Below are 15,532 nucleotides of genomic sequence, written 5' to 3'. Positions count from 1 at the left end.
TGTCGCACATGAACGACCCGGCCGCACTGGCCGCGCAGGCCAAGCTGATGGAGTCCTACGGCGCGCACTGCGTCTACATCACCGACTCCGGCGGCCGGTTGACCATGGCGGACGTGGCGCAGCGGGCGGACGCGTACCGGCAGGTGCTCGATCCGACGACGGAGATCGGCATCCACGCGCACCACAACCTCTCCCTCGGCGTGGCCAACAGCCTCGTCGCGGTCGAGCACGGGGTGCGCCGAGTGGACGCCTCACTGGCCGGGATGGGTGCCGGGGCGGGTAACGCGCCGCTGGAGGTCTTCATCGCGGTGGCCGAGCTGAACGGCTGGCAGCACGGCTGTGACGTGTTCGCGTTGATGGACGCCGCCGAGGATCTGGTGCGTCCGTTGCAGGACCGGCCGGTGCGGGTGGACCGGGAGACGTTGTCGCTCGGCTTCGCCGGCGTCTACTCGTCGTTCCTGCGGCACGCGGAGAGCGCCGCCGGCCGCTACGGCGTGGACGTGCGCACCATCCTGCTGGAGTTGGGTCGCCGCAAGATGGTCGGCGGCCAGGAGGACATGATCGTCGACGTGGCGCTGGACCTGGTCCGGGACGCCGGGAAGGACCCGCAGTGATCGACACTATCGCCGCCCGGCTGGACGAGGCCGCCGTGACACGGACCGCCCTCGCCCAGTTCGGTGCCGACGCCGGCCTTGACGTGACCACCGCGTACCAGGTGCAGGACGCGCTGGTGGCCCGCCGGGTGGGCCGTGGTGAGGCGGTGGTCGGGGTGAAGCTGGGCCTGACCAGCCGCGCGAAGATGACCCAGATGGGTGTCGACGAGGTGATCTGGGGTCGGCTCACCGACGCGATGCACATTTCCGACGGCGGCACCGTCGACCTGTCCGGGCACATCCATCCGAAGGTCGAGCCGGAGGTGGCGTTCCTCGTCGAGGGTGGCGCGATCGCCGCCGTCGCCCCCGCCGTCGAGCTCATCGACTCCCGGTACCGGGACTTCCGGTTCACCCTGCCGGAGGTGATCGCCGACAACACCTCCGCGTCCGGCTTCGTCGTCGGGCCGTGGCAGCCGGTGCCCGACAACGTGGACAACCTCGGTGTGCTGCTGGAGGTCGACGGTCGGGTCGCGCAGGTCGGCTCCACCGCGGCGATCCTCGGCGACCCGCGCCGCGCCCTGCCCGAGGCGGCCCGCCTCGCCGGGGAGCTGCGCGACGGCTGGGTGCTGCTGGCCGGCGCGGCGACCGCCGCAGTGCCGCTGACGCCGGGCGCGCACGTGCGGGTCACTGTCGAACAGCTCGGCACCGTCTCGCTGCGGGCGTCGGCATGAGCGGGGCCAGGGTCGTCGCCGGCAAGGCCGTGCCGCGTGGCCGGTTCCCGCACGTCAAGGTCGCGGGCGGTTTCGCCTTCGTCTCCGGTACGAGCAGCCGCCGTCCCGACAACACGATCGCCGGTGCGACTGTGGACGCGTTGGGCACGACCTCGTTGGACATCGAGGTGCAGACCCGCGCGGTGATCGAGAACATGCGCGACATCCTGCGCGAGGTGGGCGCGGACCTGTCCGATCTGGTGCAGGTGACCACGTACCTGGTCAGCATGAACGACTTCGGTGGCTACAACCGCGTGTACGCCGAACTCTTCGACGAGACCGGGCCGACGCGTACCACAGTGGCGGTGCACCAGCTGCCGCACCCGCACCTGCTGATCGAGATGCAGGGGGTCGCGCTGCTGCCGGTCGAGTGAGCCCGCACGTCTGCTGGGAGCGGTACCAGGCAGGGTGAGAATTTCACTCAGTCGATGGCTACACTCACCGCAGCGCCGGAACCGCCCGCAGACTTCACCCGGCGTCGATCCTCATTGAATGGAGACGCCTGTGACCCGCGACAAGGCGGCACCCCCTGGCATCGACACCAGCATTCCCAGCGTGGCCCGGGTCTACGACTTCTTTCTCGGGGGCAAGGACAACTTCGAGGTCGACCGAAAGGTAGCCGAGCACGCCCTGCGGATCACTCCGGACGGGCCGGCAGCCGGCCAGGCGAACCGGGCCTTTCTGCGTCGGGTGATTCGCTTCCTGGTCACCGAGGCCGGCATCGACCAGTTCCTCGACATCGGGTCGGGGCTGCCCACCCAGGGCAACGTGCACGAGGTCGCCACCGAGCACAACCCGAAGGCCCGGGTGGTGTACGTGGACAATGATCCGATCGTCCTGGCGCACGGGCGTGCCCTGCTCGCCGAGGAGGGCACGGCGACGGTGATCCAGGCGGATGTCCGGGCGCCGCAGGAGATCCTCAACAATCCGGAGGTACGTCGGTTCCTCGATTTCGACCGACCGATCGGGTTGTTGCTCTTCGCGATCCTGCACCACGTCGGTGACGACGAGCAGCCGCGAGCGTTGGCGGCCGAGTTGATCGACGCGCTGCCGTCGGGCAGCTACGTGGCGATCTCCCACTTCCGGGACCCGGGTGAGCGTGATCCGGAGGGCTCCCGCAAGGCGCGCGAGGTCGAACGGGTCTTCAACGAGTCGCTGGGCACCGGCCGCTGGCGCACCGACGAGGAGATCCTCTCCTTCGCCGATGGGCTGACGGTGCTGGAGCCGGGGTTGGTGCCGCTGGCCGAGTGGCGTCCGGAGCCAGGCACGCCGGCTCGGCAGCAGACCGACACCTATCACACCTTCGTCGGGCTCCTCGCCCGCAAACCGTAGGCTTCGGTCACCCGAGTCCGTCGGCGGGACGTGTGTCCTGCCGACGGACTCCCCGCGCCGGTCACCGGCGGCGCAGGACGCATCCACAGTCGTCGGCGGCAGCCAGCCGGGCGCAACCAGGGTGCGGCGCACCCTGCCTGGTCGGGTCCCGCACGGATACCGTTGGTGGCATGCCGACAACCGCGCTCGGGGCGTTCCTCACCGCCCGGCGCGCCCGGTTGACGCCGGGCGACGTCGGTCTCGTGTCCACCGGTGTCCGGCGACGCGCCGACCCCCGCTCGGTCCCGGGTCGAGCAGAGCCTGCGGGATCTGCTCGACGCCTGGCCGGACACCCCGGCCTTCGTCCTCGACCGACGACTCGACCTGCTGGCCGGCAACGCGCTGGCCGACGCGTTCTATGCGGACTTCGCCGAGGCGGACAACCTCGTCCGGATGACGTTCCTGGACCCGGCCGGTGCGACGTTCTTCGCCGACTGGCGACGGGCCACCGAGGCGTGCGTGGCGAACCTTCGTCTTGCCCTCGGTCACGACCCGCACGACCGGCAGGCGCGGGACCTGGTCGAGGAGGTGGGCTCGGCGAGTGCGGAGTTCCGTCGACTGTGGGGGCGTCATGACGTGCAGGGCAAGACGCACGAGGCCAAGACGTTCCGGCACGGCGCGGTGGGTGAACTGACGTTGTCGTACCACGCCTTCGACGTCCGGGAGGCGCCCGGACAGCAGCTGATCGTGTACCGCGCCCAGCCGGACAGCCGCAGCGCCGAGGCGCTGCGGCTGCTGGGCACCCTGGCCGCCAGCAGCTGGCTGCGGTGACCGGTCAGGTCAGGTCGATACGGTCGATGAGTTCCCGCACGGCGACCATGTCCAGGAAGGCGTGACTGCGCACCACGTCGCCACCGCGCAGCTGCCAGATCCAGCAGTACTCGTTGTGGTAGTCGACGCCGTCGGTCGCCGTCGCGTCGCCCGCGAACCGGATGATCACGGTGTCTCCGTCCGCCCACATGTCCCGGATCGTCATCACCAGCGTCGAGGCCAGCCGGTCCATGATCGGTGCCGATCCCTGGGCGAGGAATTCGGCTTTGGAGGTGTAGGTACGGCCGTTGACGATCGTCCACTCCACCTCGTCGTGCAGGATGTCGTAGATGTCGCCGCCGGCGTTCTGCCGTGCGAAGGCGCGTCGCACCGCCTCCATGTTGCGGCGTTCCATGGCCGGCCGCCCCGGCACGTCGGGGTTCCTGGGCCCTCCCGCCGAGGCGACGCCGGCCCCGGCGAGCACCGTCAGCCCACCGGCGATCCCCGCCGTCAAGAGCACGCGTCGGCCATGTCCTGTCGCGTTGTCCATCATGGTCAGTCCTCTCTCGCGTTGCGGTGTGCGTCGCTGCCCTCGCGGTAGAAGACGTATCCCGCGTGGTGCAGGACGTCCCCGTCGAAGGTGCCGTGTGCGCTGAAACCGGTGTCGTCGGCGTACTCGATGCGGTTTCCGCTCACCCGGTAGGAGCCGGTGTAGGCGCTCTCCCGCTCGCCGCGGGCCTCGTCGTAGCGGCCGTCGGCGAGCAACGCCTGCCGGATGTGACCGTCGGCGGTCACCCACATCCCGACGTACGGATGCGGTGCGGTGTCGCCGGGCGATGGCGGCGGGGTCGGTGCGGCCGTCGTGGAGGCCTGCCGGTCGGACCGTGTCGTGTCGTCAGCGGCGGTGTCGCTGCCCGGTCCGGCGGAACATGCCGCGAGCGTCACGACCAGGCAGGCCCCGCTGCCCAGGGTGGCCAGGTACGGCGTCCCGGACCGGTCCCGTCGTGGTCGGCCGGGGGTGCCGAAAACCTGTCGCGGCGCGGGCTGGTGTCCACCTAGTCTCGGATTCGCCATGTCGACCACGGTAGGTTCGCCGTCGGCGAGCAGCCTGGTCCTGATACTCCTAGGAAGGCGGCTCATCGGGCGAGTCGAGTGCCGCCGGTGCTACCGTAGTCACGCAGGATCTGGCCCTGGATGGTCAGCGAATCAGGGAGACGAGACATGCAGGGAGACGACGACATCTCCGGGTGAGACCGGACATGTGATCGGCTGTCCGGCCCGCGCCCGTGAGCGCCGGTGCCGTGGTCGGTCGTCGTTTCTTCCAGACCGTGTCCCCCTGTCGGGCGGCTGAGGTCCGCCTGCCCTCACATCCGAGGTTCTGTCCCGATGTCCGATTCTTTTGTCGTCTGCTCGAACCTGAGCTTCTCCTGGCCGGATGACACTCCGGTCTTCCAGGACCTGTCCTTCACGATCGGTGGCGGCCGTACCGGGTTGGTCGCGCCGAACGGTGCCGGCAAGAGCACCCTGCTGCGGCTGATCGCCGGCGAGTACCGGCCCACCGCCGGGTCTGTCTCGGTCCAGGGGGTGCTGGGCTATCTTCCGCAGACCCTGCCGCTGGTGGGTGACCGCACGGTGGCCGAGGTGCTGGAGATCGCTCCGCTGATCGGGGCGCTGCACGCCATCGAGTCCGGGGACGCCAGCGAGGAGCACTTCACCACGATCGGCAACGACTGGGACATCGAGGAACGGACCCGTGCGCAGTTGGACCGGCTCGGCCTCGGTGAACTGGCCTTCGATCGGCGTCTGGACACGCTCAGCGGCGGGCAGGTCGTCTCTCTCGGTCTGGCCGCGCAGTTGTTGAAGCGGCCCGACGTGCTGCTGTTGGACGAGCCGACGAACAACCTCGACATCGTCGCCCGGCACAAGCTCACCGAGGTGCTGGAGCAGTGGACCGGCTGTCTGCTGCTGGTCAGCCACGACCGGGCGCTGTTGGACCGGATGGACCGGATCGCCGAACTGGACCGCGGTGAGCTGCGGTTCCACGGCGGCAACTTCACCGCGTACGAGGCGGCGGTGCGGGCCGCGCAGGAGGTGGCGGAGAAGAACGTCCGCAACGCCGAGCAGGAACTCAAGCGGGAGAAGCGGGAGTTGCAGGAGGCGCGCGAGCGGGCGGCGCGGCGGGCCGGCAACGCCTCTCGCAACCTCAAGAACGCGGGCCTGCCGAAGATCTTCGCCGGCACGCTGAAACGCAACGCCCAGGAGTCGGCGGGTAGGGCGGACGAGCTGCATTCCGCGCGGGTCAGCGAGGCGAAGGCTCGGCTCGACGAGGCAGGGCAGGCGCTGCGCAGCGAACAGAAGCTCTCCTTGGATCTGCCCGGCACCCTGGTGCCGGCCGGACGTACGCTGCTGGCTGCTGAGCGGATGCAGGTCCGCTACGGCGGGCGGCCGGTCTTCGCCGGTGACGGCGTCGACCTGACGATCCGGGGTCCGGAGCGGATCGCGCTGCTCGGTGCCAACGGTGCCGGCAAGTCCACGTTGCTGCGCCTGGTCACCGGCACTCTGGAGCCTGAGGGTGGCCAGGTCAGGCGGGCGGACGGCCGGATCGCGTACCTGTCGCAGCGGCTGGATCTGCTGGATCCGGAGCGTACGGTGGCGGAGAACCTTGCGGTGTTCGCGCCGCAGGCGCCGGAGGCGCGGCGGATGCACCTGCTCGCCCGTTTCCTGTTCCGGGGTGCCAGAGCGCAGTTGCCGGTCGGGGTGCTCTCCGGTGGCGAGCGGTTGCGTGCCACCCTGGCCTGTGTCCTGGGCGCGGAGCCGGCACCGCAACTTCTGCTGCTCGACGAGCCGACCAACAACCTCGACCTGGTCAGCGTCGGTCAGTTGGAGAGTGCGCTCAACGCCTACCAGGGTGCGCTGTTGGTGGTCAGCCACGACGAGCGGTTCCTCGCGGAGATCAATGTCAGCCGCTGGCTGCGGCTCACCGAGGGACGTCTGTCGGAGACCGGCCGCTGACGATTCCTGTGCGACATAAATGCCTGGTACGCCCCCATGGCTCACGCGTTTGTGAAGCCGATCTTCGCCGATGTGAGGCGTGACACGACACGAGTCTCGAACTGGTCAGGTACGACGACGTCTGCGGAATTGGTTGCTCACCCGCCAATACGCGAAAGGCATCGTATGAACCCGAACCAGAGTTCGATACCGGGTGGCTCTGTGGTCACCCGGCAGGCCGCGGCACGCCTCGCCGCTCAGACGGTCGGGCCGGTGCTGCTTCCGGGCGAGGACGGGTACGACGTCGAGTGCGCGTCGTACAACCTCGCCGTCTCGCACCAGCCGGCGCTCGTGGTGGGTGTCGCGGGCGTCGCCGATGTCCAGGCTGCTGTCGACTTCGCCGCGGAACAGGGTCTGCCGGTCGCGATGCTGGCCACCGGTCACTCGGCGCTCCCCACGGCCGGGGCGGTGTTGATCAACACCCGACGGATGGACGGGGTCATTATCGACGCCGAGGCGCGTACCGCCCGGGTCGAGGCAGGTGTCCAGTGGCAGCAGGTCGTCGAGGCGGCGGGCAAGCACGGTCTGGCGCCGCTGAACGGGGCGTCGCCCAGCGTCGGGGTGGTCGGGTACACGTTGGGCGGCGGGTTGAGCCCGATCGGCCGGACCTTCGGCTTCGCCGCCGACCAGGTACGCCGGGTCGAGCTGGTCACCGCGGACGGCCGGCTGCGCGTGGCGACCGCCACCGAGGAGCCGGACCTGTTCTGGGCCGTGCTGGGCGGCAAGGGCAACTTCGGGGTGGTGACCGCCTTGGAGTTCAACCTCTTCCCGGTCAGCCACATCTACGGCGGCGGTCTGTTCTTCACCGCTGACCGGGCGGCCGAGGTGTTCAACGCGTGGGGCCGGTGGACCGCTGGTGTGCCGGACGAGATGAACTCGTCCATCGCGTTGTTGCAGCTGCCGCCGCTTCCGGAGGTGCCGGAGCCGCTGCGCGGTCAGATGGTGGTGCACGTGCGGATCGCCTACGTCGGCGCCGCCGAGGAGGGCGAGCGACTGGTCGCCCCGCTGCGGGAGATCGCCCCGATGCTTATCGACTCGGTGATGGAGATGCCGTACACCGCGATCGCCTCCATCCACGCCGACCCGCCGAACCCGATCCCGGTCCAGGACCGTTCGGGGCTGCTGCGGGAGTTCACCCCGGAGCTGGTCGACGCCATCGTCGAGCATGCCGGCCCCGATTCGGGCAGCCCGCTGGTCATCTTCGAGCTGCGGCACCTCGGCGGGGCGTTGGAGCGCCGCCCGGCGGCCGGTAACGCCAGCGACCTTCAGGGTGCCGCCTTCAGCCTCTACGCTGTCGGGCTCGGCGGCCCGAACGAGGCCGAGGCGATCCACGCTCACCTGACCCGGGTGCTCGCGGCCATCGCGCCGTGGAGCACCGGTCGGCTGTTCGTGAACTTCCTGACCGCCGCCGACGCCGCACCGGAGCAGTTCGCGCAGGCGTACCTGCCGGAGACGTACCAGCGGCTGGTCGCCATCAAGGCCAGCTACGACCCGACGAACCTCTTCCGGGCCACGCCGGACATCGCTGCGGCCTGACCGGGTCGGCAACTCGCTGACCGCGCCTGTTGTCCACCTGGCGCGGGCGACGGGCGGTGCCGCCGGCACCGGCGTCACCGTCGGTGTCGGCAGCGCCAGCGCTGTCGTCGGCCACCGCCGTATCGGGACTTCTCCTCGGCCACGGTGACGACTGTGGCGAAGGTGGTCGTGAAGGGCTGTCCCAGGGCCGGCGGCAGGGGGGTCCTGCTGACGCAGCGTCGCAGCCGGGGCAGGGTCTGCCTGCCCCGTGCCGCGTCGAGCAGGGCCGCGTACATGGCTGAGGTGCCGTGGAAGACGGTGACCTCCTCGCGGAGCATGAGCTCCAGTGCTGCCGGGCCGGTGAAGCGGCCCAGCAGCACCAGGGTCGCGCCGGCGGCGAAGGTGCCGGTCAGTGCGACGTCCTGGCCGAACCGGCCACCCAGCGGCAGGCAGCTGAGCACCACGTCGCCGTCGGCCGGGTCGGTCGCGCTCCGGCCGCCCGGGTCGGTGTCGGTGTCCGGGTCCGCGGCGGTGCCGCCGGGTGCGGGGTCGCTGAGGTCTTCCAGTCGGGGTACGCCGGACGGGCCGCGGGTCGGTCCGACGGTGACCAGCGGTACGCCGACCCGGGCGCTGACCCTCTGCCCGGCGGCCAGTTGTGAGGTGTGGCAGACGAGCAGCCGCGCGCCGCGCAGCAGGTGAACCGTCTGCGGGCTGGTCGGCGCGCCGATCGGCACGGGGTGCGCGCCGGCGGCGAGGGCGGCGTAGTAGACCCGGGGAAAGTCGACCACGTTCGGTGCGAGCAGGGCCACCGTGTCGCCGGCGCGTACCCCTGCGGCGCGTAGCCCGGTGCCGTAGCAGCGGGCCTCCCACCACAGTTCGGCGTACGTGACGCGGACCCGTCCGTCGACGACGGCGACGGTGTCGGCGTGCCGGCGGGCGGAGCCGGCCAGCACGGTCGCCGGGGAGAGCGTGGTCATCGGGGCGGGTCGGTGTACAGCCGGCTCACCGTCTCGGCCACGCAGACCGGCTTGTCGCCGCCGTCGTTCTGCACGGTCACCGTGGCGACCAGCTGCGCTCCGCCGTCGAACGGGGTGACCTGGTCGATGGTGGCGACGACCCGTACCGAGCTGCCGACGCGTACCGGTGCGGGAAAGCGGACCCGGTTGAGGCCGTAGTTGATGCCCATCCGCACCCCGTCGACCCGGTACAGCTGGCCGACCAGGGCCGGTATCAGGCTCAGCGTCAGGTAGCCGTGGGCGATGGTGCCGCCGTACGGTCCGGCTGCCGCCCGTTCCTGGTCGAGGTGGATCCACTGGTGGTCGTCGGTGGCGTCGGCGAACAGCTCGACCCGGCTCTGGTCGACCGTGAACCACGGGCCGGGGCCGAGCCGCTCGCCGACCGCGCCGGCCAACTCGTCGATGCTGGCGAAGGTCCTCATCCCAGGTGTCCTCCGAGTTTCGTGTAGCCGCGCAGCAGGTCGCGGGAGATGATCAGTCGTTGCATCTCGTCGGTGCCCTCGAAGATCCGGTACAGCCGCACCTGCCGGTACCAGCGTTCGATCGGCAGTTCGCGGGTGTAGCCCATGCCGCCGTGGATCTGCATGACCCGGTCGACCACCCGGTTGACCATGCCGGCGCCGTAGAGCTTCGCCATGGAGGAGGCGTGCCGGGGGTCCATTCCGGCGTCGACCGTCCAGGCGGCCCGCAGGATGAGCCAGCGGGCGGCTTCCAGCTCGGTCTCCGAGTCGGCGATCATCCACTGGATGGCCTGGTTGGTGCCGATCTTGGTGCCGAAGGTCTCCCGGGTGTTGGCGTGGTCGATGGCCATCCGCAGTGCCCGTTCGGCGATGCCGACGGCGTGCGAGGGGATGGTGTAGCGGCCCTTGCCGATCCACTGCATGGCGAGCGCGAAGCCCTGGCCCTCCTCGCCGAGGATGTTGCGGTGCGGTACGCGTACGTCGTCGAAGAACAGCGACGCCGGGCCGCCCTCGCCCATGGTGGGGATGAACTCCGACCGCCAGCCCATCGCCCGGTCCACCAGGAAGGCGGTCGCCCCGCCGTTTCGGGCACCCCGCTCGGGATCGGTGACCGCGATGACGATGGCGAAATCGGCCTCGTTGCCGCCGGTGATGAAGGTCTTCTCGCCGTTGAGGATCCAGTCGTCACCGTCGCGGCGGGCGCGGAAGCGGATGTTGGCGGCGTCGGAGCCGGCCCCCGGCTCGGTGATGGCGAAGCAGGAGTTCCGCTCACCGGCGATGGTGGGCAGCAGGAACTCCTGCCGCTGCTCCTCCGTGGCGTAGAAGAGGATGTTGTCGGCCTCGCCACCGAAGCGGAACGGCACGAAGGTGCGGCCGATCTCGGTCCAGATCAGCGACTGCATGACGGCGGGCAGGTCCATGCCGCCGTACTCCTGCGGCGTGGCCAGGCCCCAGAAGCCGAACTTCTTGGCCTTGAGCTGCAGCTCGCGCAGCTCGGAGGGTTCCAGGCCGGGCTGGTGGGCCCGTTCCCGGCGCAGCAGTTCCTGTTCCAGCGGCATGACCTCGCGGGTGATGAAGTCGCGGGCGGTGTCGCGGATGGCCCGTTCCTCGTCGGACAGCCCGAAGTCCATGTGCTCACGGTTCCTTTCGTCAGAAGGCGTTGACGCCGGTGAGCGCCCGCCCGATGAGTAGCTGCTGGATCTGGCTGGTGCCCTCGTAGAGGGTGGTGACACGAGCGTCGCGCAGGTACTTGCCGACCGGGTACTCGTCGATGTAGCCGTACCCGCCGAAGACCTGGATGGCGTCGTTGGCCGCACGCACGGCGGCCTCGCTGGCGAACAGCTTGGCCATCGACGCCTCGGTGGCGAACGGCTGGCCCCGGTCGATCAGGTCGGCGACCTGCCAGACCAGCAGCCGCGCCGCGGCGGTGTCGACGGCGATGCGGGCCAGCAGTTGCTGCACGAGTTGGTGTCCGGCGATGGGTTTGCCGAACTGGGTGCGCGCTCCGGCGTAGTCGACGGCGGCGTTCAGGCAGCCCTGGGCGATGCCGACGCATCCGGCGGCGACCGACATGCGTCCCTTGGCGAGGGTGCCCAGGGCCAGCCGGAAGCCGGCGCCGCACTCGCCGAGGCGGGCAGTGTCGGGCACCCGTACGCCGTCGAGGACGAGTTCGGCGGTGGCCTGTCCGCGCAGCCCCAGCTTGCCCTTGATCTCGGATCGGGACAGTCCCGGGCTGTCGGTGGGCACCAGGAACGCGGTGATGCCCCGGTGGCCCGGGCCGCCGGTGCGGGCGAAGAGCAACGCGACGTCGGCGGTGGTGCCGTTGGTGATGAACGTCTTGCGGCCGGTGAGCAGCCAGTCGTCGCCGTCGCGGACCGCGCGGGTGGTCAGCGCCGCGGCGTCCGAGCCGCTGTCCGGTTCGGTGAGCGCGAAGCAGCCGAGCGCGGTGCCCGAGCAGAGCGCGGGCAGCCACTGTTCGCGTTGCTCTCGCGTGCCGTGGGTGGCGATCGACTTGGCGACCAGGCCGAGGGAGACCGACACGATGCCGCGTACGGCGGAGTCGCCTCGGCCGAGTTCCTCAAGCACCAGGCAGTACGCGAGATGGTCGCCGCCGGAGCCGCCGTACTCCTCGTCGATGGTGAGGCCGAGGAATCCGACGTCGCCGAGTTTGCCGACGATGCCCGGGTCGACCGCCTCGCGCCGGTCCCAGGTCGCCGCGTGTGGCACCACCTCGCGGTTGACGAAGTCGGCGGCGAGCTCCCGGACCGCGACCTGCTCGGCGGAGAGGTGAAGGTCCATGCGATTAAACTAGCGCTGCAAGTTTTATGCTGTCCAGACCCCGGTGTGCGACAGTTCCCCGCGAGCCACCGATGCGAAGGAGGACGCCCATGCCCCGGCCTCGACAGGCGCTGCTCAGCCGGGAGCGGATCGTCGAGACCGCCGCCGCGTTGATCGACGCCGACGGACTCGACGCGTTCTCCACCCGGCGGCTCGCCGCCGCGCTCGGCGTACGCGGGCCCTCGCTGTACAACCACTTCGCCACCAAGGACGAGATCCTCGACGCGGTCGCGGACAGCATCACCGGCCAGGTGGACGTGTCGTACTTCGGCGAGGTCGACTGGCGCGAGGCACTGCGCCGCTGGGGGTACGAGTTCCGGGCCGCCCTGGCGGCGCATCCGAACATCGTGCCGCACCTGGCCCAGGGTCCCGGCCGACGCCCGGCGGCACTGGCCATGGCCGACGCGGTCTACGGCGGGCTGGTCGCGGCGGGTTGGCCGCCCGCCCGGGCGACGCACATCGGCGCGCTGATGCGCTACTTCGTGACCGGTTCGGCGCTCGGCTCCTTCGCCCGCGGCTTCGTGGAGGATCCGGGGCTCTACGCCGCGCAGTACCCGCACCTGAGCCAGGCCCACCGCCTCGCCGAGCACCAGCAGCGCGTCGACGAGGGCGCGTTCGCCCTCGGCCTGGAGGCGCTCATCGACGGGCTGTCGCACACCTACGAGCGCCTCGTAGGTCCACTTGCCCCCCTCCCGCCGGAGGGCGCGACGCACTAGAGTCCAAACTTGCACCGCTAGTTTTAGGTCGAGGTGGAGGCTCATGGAATCCGTACGGACCGATTTCTACCTCGACGGAGGCTGGGTTCCCGCCGACGGCCGGCAGTCGCTGGAGGTGCACAACCCCAGCACCGAGGAGGTCATCGGCACGGTCCCGGCCGGCACGGCCGACGACGTCGACCGGGCGGTTGCCGCCGCCCGCGCCGCCTTCGAGGGCTGGGCCGCGACCGACCCCGTCGACCGGGCCGCCCACCTCGACCGACTGCACGCCGAGCTGACCGCCCGCGCCGACGACATCGCCCGCACCGTCGCCACCGAACTCGGCACCCCGCTCAAGGTCGCCACCCGCGTCCAGGCCGGACTGCCACTGACCGTCCTGCGCAGCTACGTCGACCTGGCCGCCCACCCGCCGGCGCCGCAGACCGTGGGCAACTCGCTGGTGGTCCACGAACCCGTCGGAGTCATCGGGGCGATCACCCCGTGGAACTACCCGCTGCACCAGATCGTCGCCAAACTCGCCCCCGCCCTGGCGGCCGGCTGCACGCTGGTACTCAAGCCGAGCGAACTGACCCCGCTTACCGCGTACCTGCTCTTCGACGCCATCGACGCCGCCGACCTGCCACCGGGCGTGGTCAACCTGGTCACCGGCACCGGACCGATCGTCGGCGAGGCCCTCGCCGGTCACCCCGACGTGGACCTGGTCTCCTTCACCGGCTCCACCGCCACCGGCCGACGCATCGCGCACCTGGCCGCCGACCGGATCGCCCGGGTCGCGTTGGAACTCGGCGGCAAGTCGGCGAACGTCATCCTCGACGACGCCGACCTGACCGCCGCGATCAAGGTCGGCGTCGGCAACGCGATGCTCAACTCCGGACAGACCTGCACCGCGTGGACCCGGATGCTCGTGCACCGCGACCGCTACGACGAAGCCCTCGACCTGGCCGCCAAGGCAGTCGCCGGCTACCGGCTCGGCGACCCCTTCGACCCGGCCACCCGACTCGGCCCCCTGGTCTCCGCTGCACAACGCGACCGGGTACGCGAACACATCACCCGAGGTCTGGCCGACGGCGGCCGACTCGTCGCCGGCGGACCGGACACCCCCGTACCGTCGCGCGGCTGGTTCGTCGCCCCGACGATCATCGCCGACGTCGACCCCGACAGCGCCCTGGCCCAGGAAGAGGTCTTCGGCCCGGTCCTGGCGGTCATCCCCGTCGACGACGACGACCACGCCGTACGGGTCGCCAACAACTCCCGCTACGGGCTGGCCGGCGCGGTCTGGTCCACCGACGAGGAACGCGCGGTGCAGGTGGCCCGCCGATTGCGCACCGGGGCCGTCGACATCAACGGCGCACCCTTCAACCCCCTGGCACCGTTCGGCGGCTACAAGCAGTCCGGCCTCGGCCGCGAGCTGGGCACCCACGGGCTGGCGGAGTTCTGCGAACTGAAGGCGATCCAGCGGTGAAGGGCCTCGTCGCCAGGGCCGCTGGCACTCCCCCACGCGTCGAGCAGGTCGACCTGCCCGACATCGACACCGGGCAGGTACGGGTGGCGATCCGGGCCGCCGGCGTCTGCCACTCCGACCTGTCCATGGTGGACGGCACCATCGCCGCCCCGTACCCGCTGCTGCTCGGCCACGAGGCCGCCGGTGTGGTGGTCGAGATCGGCGACGGCGTCGACCGGGTCGCGGTCGGCGACCACGTGGTGCTCAACTGGGCGCCCCCCTGCCGGGCCTGCTGGTCCTGCACCCACGGCGAACCCTGGCTGTGCGAACACACCGGCACCCCGGCCACAGAGGCCGGGCACACCCTCGACGGCGAGCCGCTGCACGTCACCCTCGGCCTCGGCGCACTGGCCGAACAGGTGGTGGTGCCACAGCACGCGATGGTGGTCGTACCGGCGGACCTGCCCTTCCCCACCGCGGCGCTGCTCGGCTGCGCGGTGCTCACCGGCGTCGGCGCGATCCGGCGTACCGCCGATGTGCGCCCCGGCGACTCGGTCGCCGTCATCGGCCTCGGCGGCGTCGGCCTGTCCGCGGTCGCCGCCGCCCGCGCGGCCGGGGCCGCCACCGTCATCGCCGTCGACGTCTCCCCCGCCAAAGCCGATCTGGCCCGCGCCGCCGGCGCCACCGACTTCCTGCTCGCCGACGACACCCTCAGCCGCGCGGTACGAACGTTGACCGGCGGTCGCGGCGTCGATCACGCGGTGGAGTGCGTCGGTCGGGCCGCCACCATCCGCACCGCCTGGCGGGCCACCCGGCGCGGTGGGCAGGTCATCGTGGTCGGCATGGGCGGCAAGGACGACATCGTCGGTCTCAGCGCGTTGGAGATCTTCCACTCGGCCCGGACACTACGTTCCTCGGTGTACGGCTCCTCCGACCCGGACCGGGACCTGCCGGAGCTGGCCCGCGCGGTGCTCGACGGCAGCTTCGACCTCGACTTCCTGGTCACCGACCGGGTCAGTCTCGACGAGGCACCCGAGGCGCTCGCCCGGATGGCCCGCGGCGAGGGCGCCCGCACCGTGGTTCTGTTCGACTGACGCGCAGCCGACGGCGAGGGGATCGACGTGACGTTGACCAGGAAGGGCTCACGGCTCATCACGGTCGACGGCGTGGTCTACCGGTGACGGGTGCGCGGGCGACCGACCTACGCCCAGGCACTCGGCTTCATCTTCACTGCGGCCTTCGCGAGTCACCGCTCCCCTCTGTGCTGGGAGGCGCGGGACGATTGGCCTTTGGCCGCCACTCGTTACCCATAGCCGGACGGAGCGCGAACCAGTAAAACAAGGGCGTCCAGACAACCAACCAGACCAAGAACTCTGCCACTGGGTGGCCTCGGTCGGGGGCAAGCCACACGAACAGGAGTCCTCCTGCGACGCCACTAGCAATCGCTATCGCCACGTTGCGCCATTTCTTCATCCTGTTTCCTTATTGACGTACGCGCATCAGCGCGCCTG

Annotated in this window: 16 protein-coding genes; 10 read left to right on the top strand and 6 right to left on the bottom strand. The window is 70.7% G+C overall.

Annotated features, from left to right (window positions below):
* From dmpG to C1A38_RS10155, 5 genes are all read left to right on the top strand, one after another.
* Window positions 1-614 (top strand): 4-hydroxy-2-oxovalerate aldolase (gene dmpG / locus C1A38_RS10175; protein WP_102657594.1); only part of this gene is annotated, 614 nt, incomplete at its 5' end.
* Entirely contained in the window at window positions 611-1,324 is a 714-nt protein-coding gene (locus C1A38_RS10170; protein WP_102657581.1) for a 2-keto-4-pentenoate hydratase, read from the top strand. The genes dmpG and C1A38_RS10170, both read left to right, overlap by 4 nt.
* A complete protein-coding gene (locus C1A38_RS10165; protein WP_102657580.1) occupies window positions 1,321-1,737 on the top strand; it encodes a RidA family protein in 417 nt (138 codons plus the stop codon). The genes C1A38_RS10170 and C1A38_RS10165 overlap by 4 nt, the downstream gene beginning before the upstream one ends.
* A 118-nt stretch (window positions 1,738-1,855) precedes the next feature.
* Window positions 1,856-2,695 carry an SAM-dependent methyltransferase gene (locus tag C1A38_RS10160; protein ID WP_233196753.1) on the top strand — a complete coding sequence of 280 codons (840 nt, stop codon included), beginning with the start codon at window positions 1,856-1,858 and terminating at the stop codon, window positions 2,693-2,695.
* Between the two features lie 252 nt (window positions 2,696-2,947).
* Window positions 2,948-3,505: an MmyB family transcriptional regulator gene (locus tag C1A38_RS10155; protein WP_233196752.1), complete on the top strand. Its 558-nt coding sequence runs from the start codon at window positions 2,948-2,950 to the stop codon at window positions 3,503-3,505.
* Window positions 3,506-3,509: 4 nt separating this feature from the next.
* Here the strand turns inward: C1A38_RS10155 and C1A38_RS10150 are convergent, their stop codons facing one another.
* Window positions 3,510-4,004: a nuclear transport factor 2 family protein gene (locus tag C1A38_RS10150; protein WP_199180161.1), complete on the bottom strand. Its 495-nt coding sequence runs from the start codon at window positions 4,002-4,004 to the stop codon at window positions 3,510-3,512.
* Between the two features lie 35 nt (window positions 4,005-4,039).
* Window positions 4,040-4,558, bottom strand: coding sequence for an Atu4866 domain-containing protein (locus C1A38_RS31740; RefSeq protein WP_102657592.1), 519 nt, complete (start codon window positions 4,556-4,558; stop codon window positions 4,040-4,042).
* Window positions 4,559-4,870: 312 nt separating this feature from the next.
* On the opposite strand from C1A38_RS31740, the gene abc-f reads away from it, so the two are divergent.
* Both abc-f and C1A38_RS10135 read left to right on the top strand, forming a co-directional pair.
* Window positions 4,871-6,496 (top strand): ribosomal protection-like ABC-F family protein, encoded by a 1,626-nt coding sequence (gene abc-f, locus C1A38_RS10140; protein ID WP_102657578.1) that lies wholly within the window; start codon window positions 4,871-4,873, stop codon window positions 6,494-6,496.
* A gap of 201 nt (window positions 6,497-6,697) precedes the next feature.
* Window positions 6,698-8,071 (top strand): FAD-binding oxidoreductase, encoded by a 1,374-nt coding sequence (locus tag C1A38_RS10135; RefSeq protein WP_233196751.1) that lies wholly within the window; start codon window positions 6,698-6,700, stop codon window positions 8,069-8,071.
* 74 nt (window positions 8,072-8,145) lie between these two features.
* Here C1A38_RS10135 and C1A38_RS10130 read toward each other — a convergent pair whose 3' ends face one another.
* Genes C1A38_RS10130 through C1A38_RS10115 form a run of 4 tightly spaced genes read right to left on the bottom strand, consistent with a single transcriptional unit; the run spans window position 8,146 to window position 11,825 of the window.
* Window positions 8,146-9,027 carry an AMP-binding protein gene (locus C1A38_RS10130; RefSeq protein ID WP_102657576.1) on the bottom strand — a complete coding sequence of 294 codons (882 nt, stop codon included), beginning with the start codon at window positions 9,025-9,027 and terminating at the stop codon, window positions 8,146-8,148.
* On the bottom strand, window positions 9,024-9,488 hold the full coding sequence (locus C1A38_RS10125; protein ID WP_102657575.1) for a MaoC family dehydratase: 465 nt from the start codon (window positions 9,486-9,488) through the stop codon (window positions 9,024-9,026). The genes C1A38_RS10130 and C1A38_RS10125 overlap by 4 nt, the downstream gene beginning before the upstream one ends.
* A complete protein-coding gene (locus C1A38_RS10120; RefSeq protein WP_102657574.1) occupies window positions 9,485-10,657 on the bottom strand; it encodes an acyl-CoA dehydrogenase family protein in 1,173 nt (390 codons plus the stop codon). Before C1A38_RS10120 ends, C1A38_RS10125 begins: the two co-directional genes overlap by 4 nt.
* A 19-nt stretch (window positions 10,658-10,676) precedes the next feature.
* On the bottom strand, window positions 10,677-11,825 hold the full coding sequence (locus tag C1A38_RS10115; RefSeq protein ID WP_102657573.1) for an acyl-CoA dehydrogenase family protein: 1,149 nt from the start codon (window positions 11,823-11,825) through the stop codon (window positions 10,677-10,679).
* A gap of 89 nt (window positions 11,826-11,914) precedes the next feature.
* Here C1A38_RS10115 and C1A38_RS10110 point away from each other — a divergent pair, with 89 nt between their 5' ends.
* Genes C1A38_RS10110 through C1A38_RS10100 form a run of 3 tightly spaced genes read left to right on the top strand, consistent with a single transcriptional unit; the run spans window position 11,915 to window position 15,115 of the window.
* A complete protein-coding gene (locus C1A38_RS10110) occupies window positions 11,915-12,580 on the top strand; it encodes a TetR/AcrR family transcriptional regulator (RefSeq protein ID WP_102657572.1) in 666 nt (221 codons plus the stop codon).
* A gap of 43 nt (window positions 12,581-12,623) precedes the next feature.
* Window positions 12,624-14,042, top strand: a complete 1,419-nt coding sequence (locus tag C1A38_RS10105; RefSeq protein WP_102657571.1) for an aldehyde dehydrogenase family protein — start codon at window positions 12,624-12,626, stop codon at window positions 14,040-14,042.
* Window positions 14,039-15,115 (top strand): Zn-dependent alcohol dehydrogenase, encoded by a 1,077-nt coding sequence (locus C1A38_RS10100; RefSeq protein ID WP_102657570.1) that lies wholly within the window; start codon window positions 14,039-14,041, stop codon window positions 15,113-15,115. The genes C1A38_RS10105 and C1A38_RS10100 overlap by 4 nt, the downstream gene beginning before the upstream one ends.
* The last annotated feature ends 417 nt before the right edge of the window (window positions 15,116-15,532 follow it).

Source organism: Verrucosispora sp. ts21, from assembly GCF_002879555.1.
Taxonomy (GTDB): Bacteria; Actinomycetota; Actinomycetes; order Mycobacteriales; family Micromonosporaceae; genus Micromonospora; species Micromonospora gifhornensis.
This window is presented reverse-complemented; position numbering and strand designations above follow the sequence as displayed.

Coding starts and splice junctions, on each gene's coding strand:
- C1A38_RS10165 (WP_102657580.1), top strand. CDS start 1,321: ATGAGCGGGGCCAGGGTCGTCGCCGGCAAGGCCGTGCCGCGTGGCCGG.
- C1A38_RS10160 (WP_233196753.1), top strand. CDS start 1,856: ATGGAGACGCCTGTGACCCGCGACAAGGCGGCACCCCCTGGCATCGAC.
- C1A38_RS31740 (WP_102657592.1), bottom strand. CDS start 4,558: ATGGCGAATCCGAGACTAGGTGGACACCAGCCCGCGCCGCGACAGGTT.
- abc-f (WP_102657578.1), top strand. CDS start 4,871: ATGTCCGATTCTTTTGTCGTCTGCTCGAACCTGAGCTTCTCCTGGCCG.
- C1A38_RS10130 (WP_102657576.1), bottom strand. CDS start 9,027: ATGACCACGCTCTCCCCGGCGACCGTGCTGGCCGGCTCCGCCCGCCGG.
- C1A38_RS10125 (WP_102657575.1), bottom strand. CDS start 9,488: ATGAGGACCTTCGCCAGCATCGACGAGTTGGCCGGCGCGGTCGGCGAG.
- C1A38_RS10120 (WP_102657574.1), bottom strand. CDS start 10,657: ATGGACTTCGGGCTGTCCGACGAGGAACGGGCCATCCGCGACACCGCC.
- C1A38_RS10115 (WP_102657573.1), bottom strand. CDS start 11,825: ATGGACCTTCACCTCTCCGCCGAGCAGGTCGCGGTCCGGGAGCTCGCC.
- C1A38_RS10110 (WP_102657572.1), top strand. CDS start 11,915: ATGCCCCGGCCTCGACAGGCGCTGCTCAGCCGGGAGCGGATCGTCGAG.
- C1A38_RS10105 (WP_102657571.1), top strand. CDS start 12,624: ATGGAATCCGTACGGACCGATTTCTACCTCGACGGAGGCTGGGTTCCC.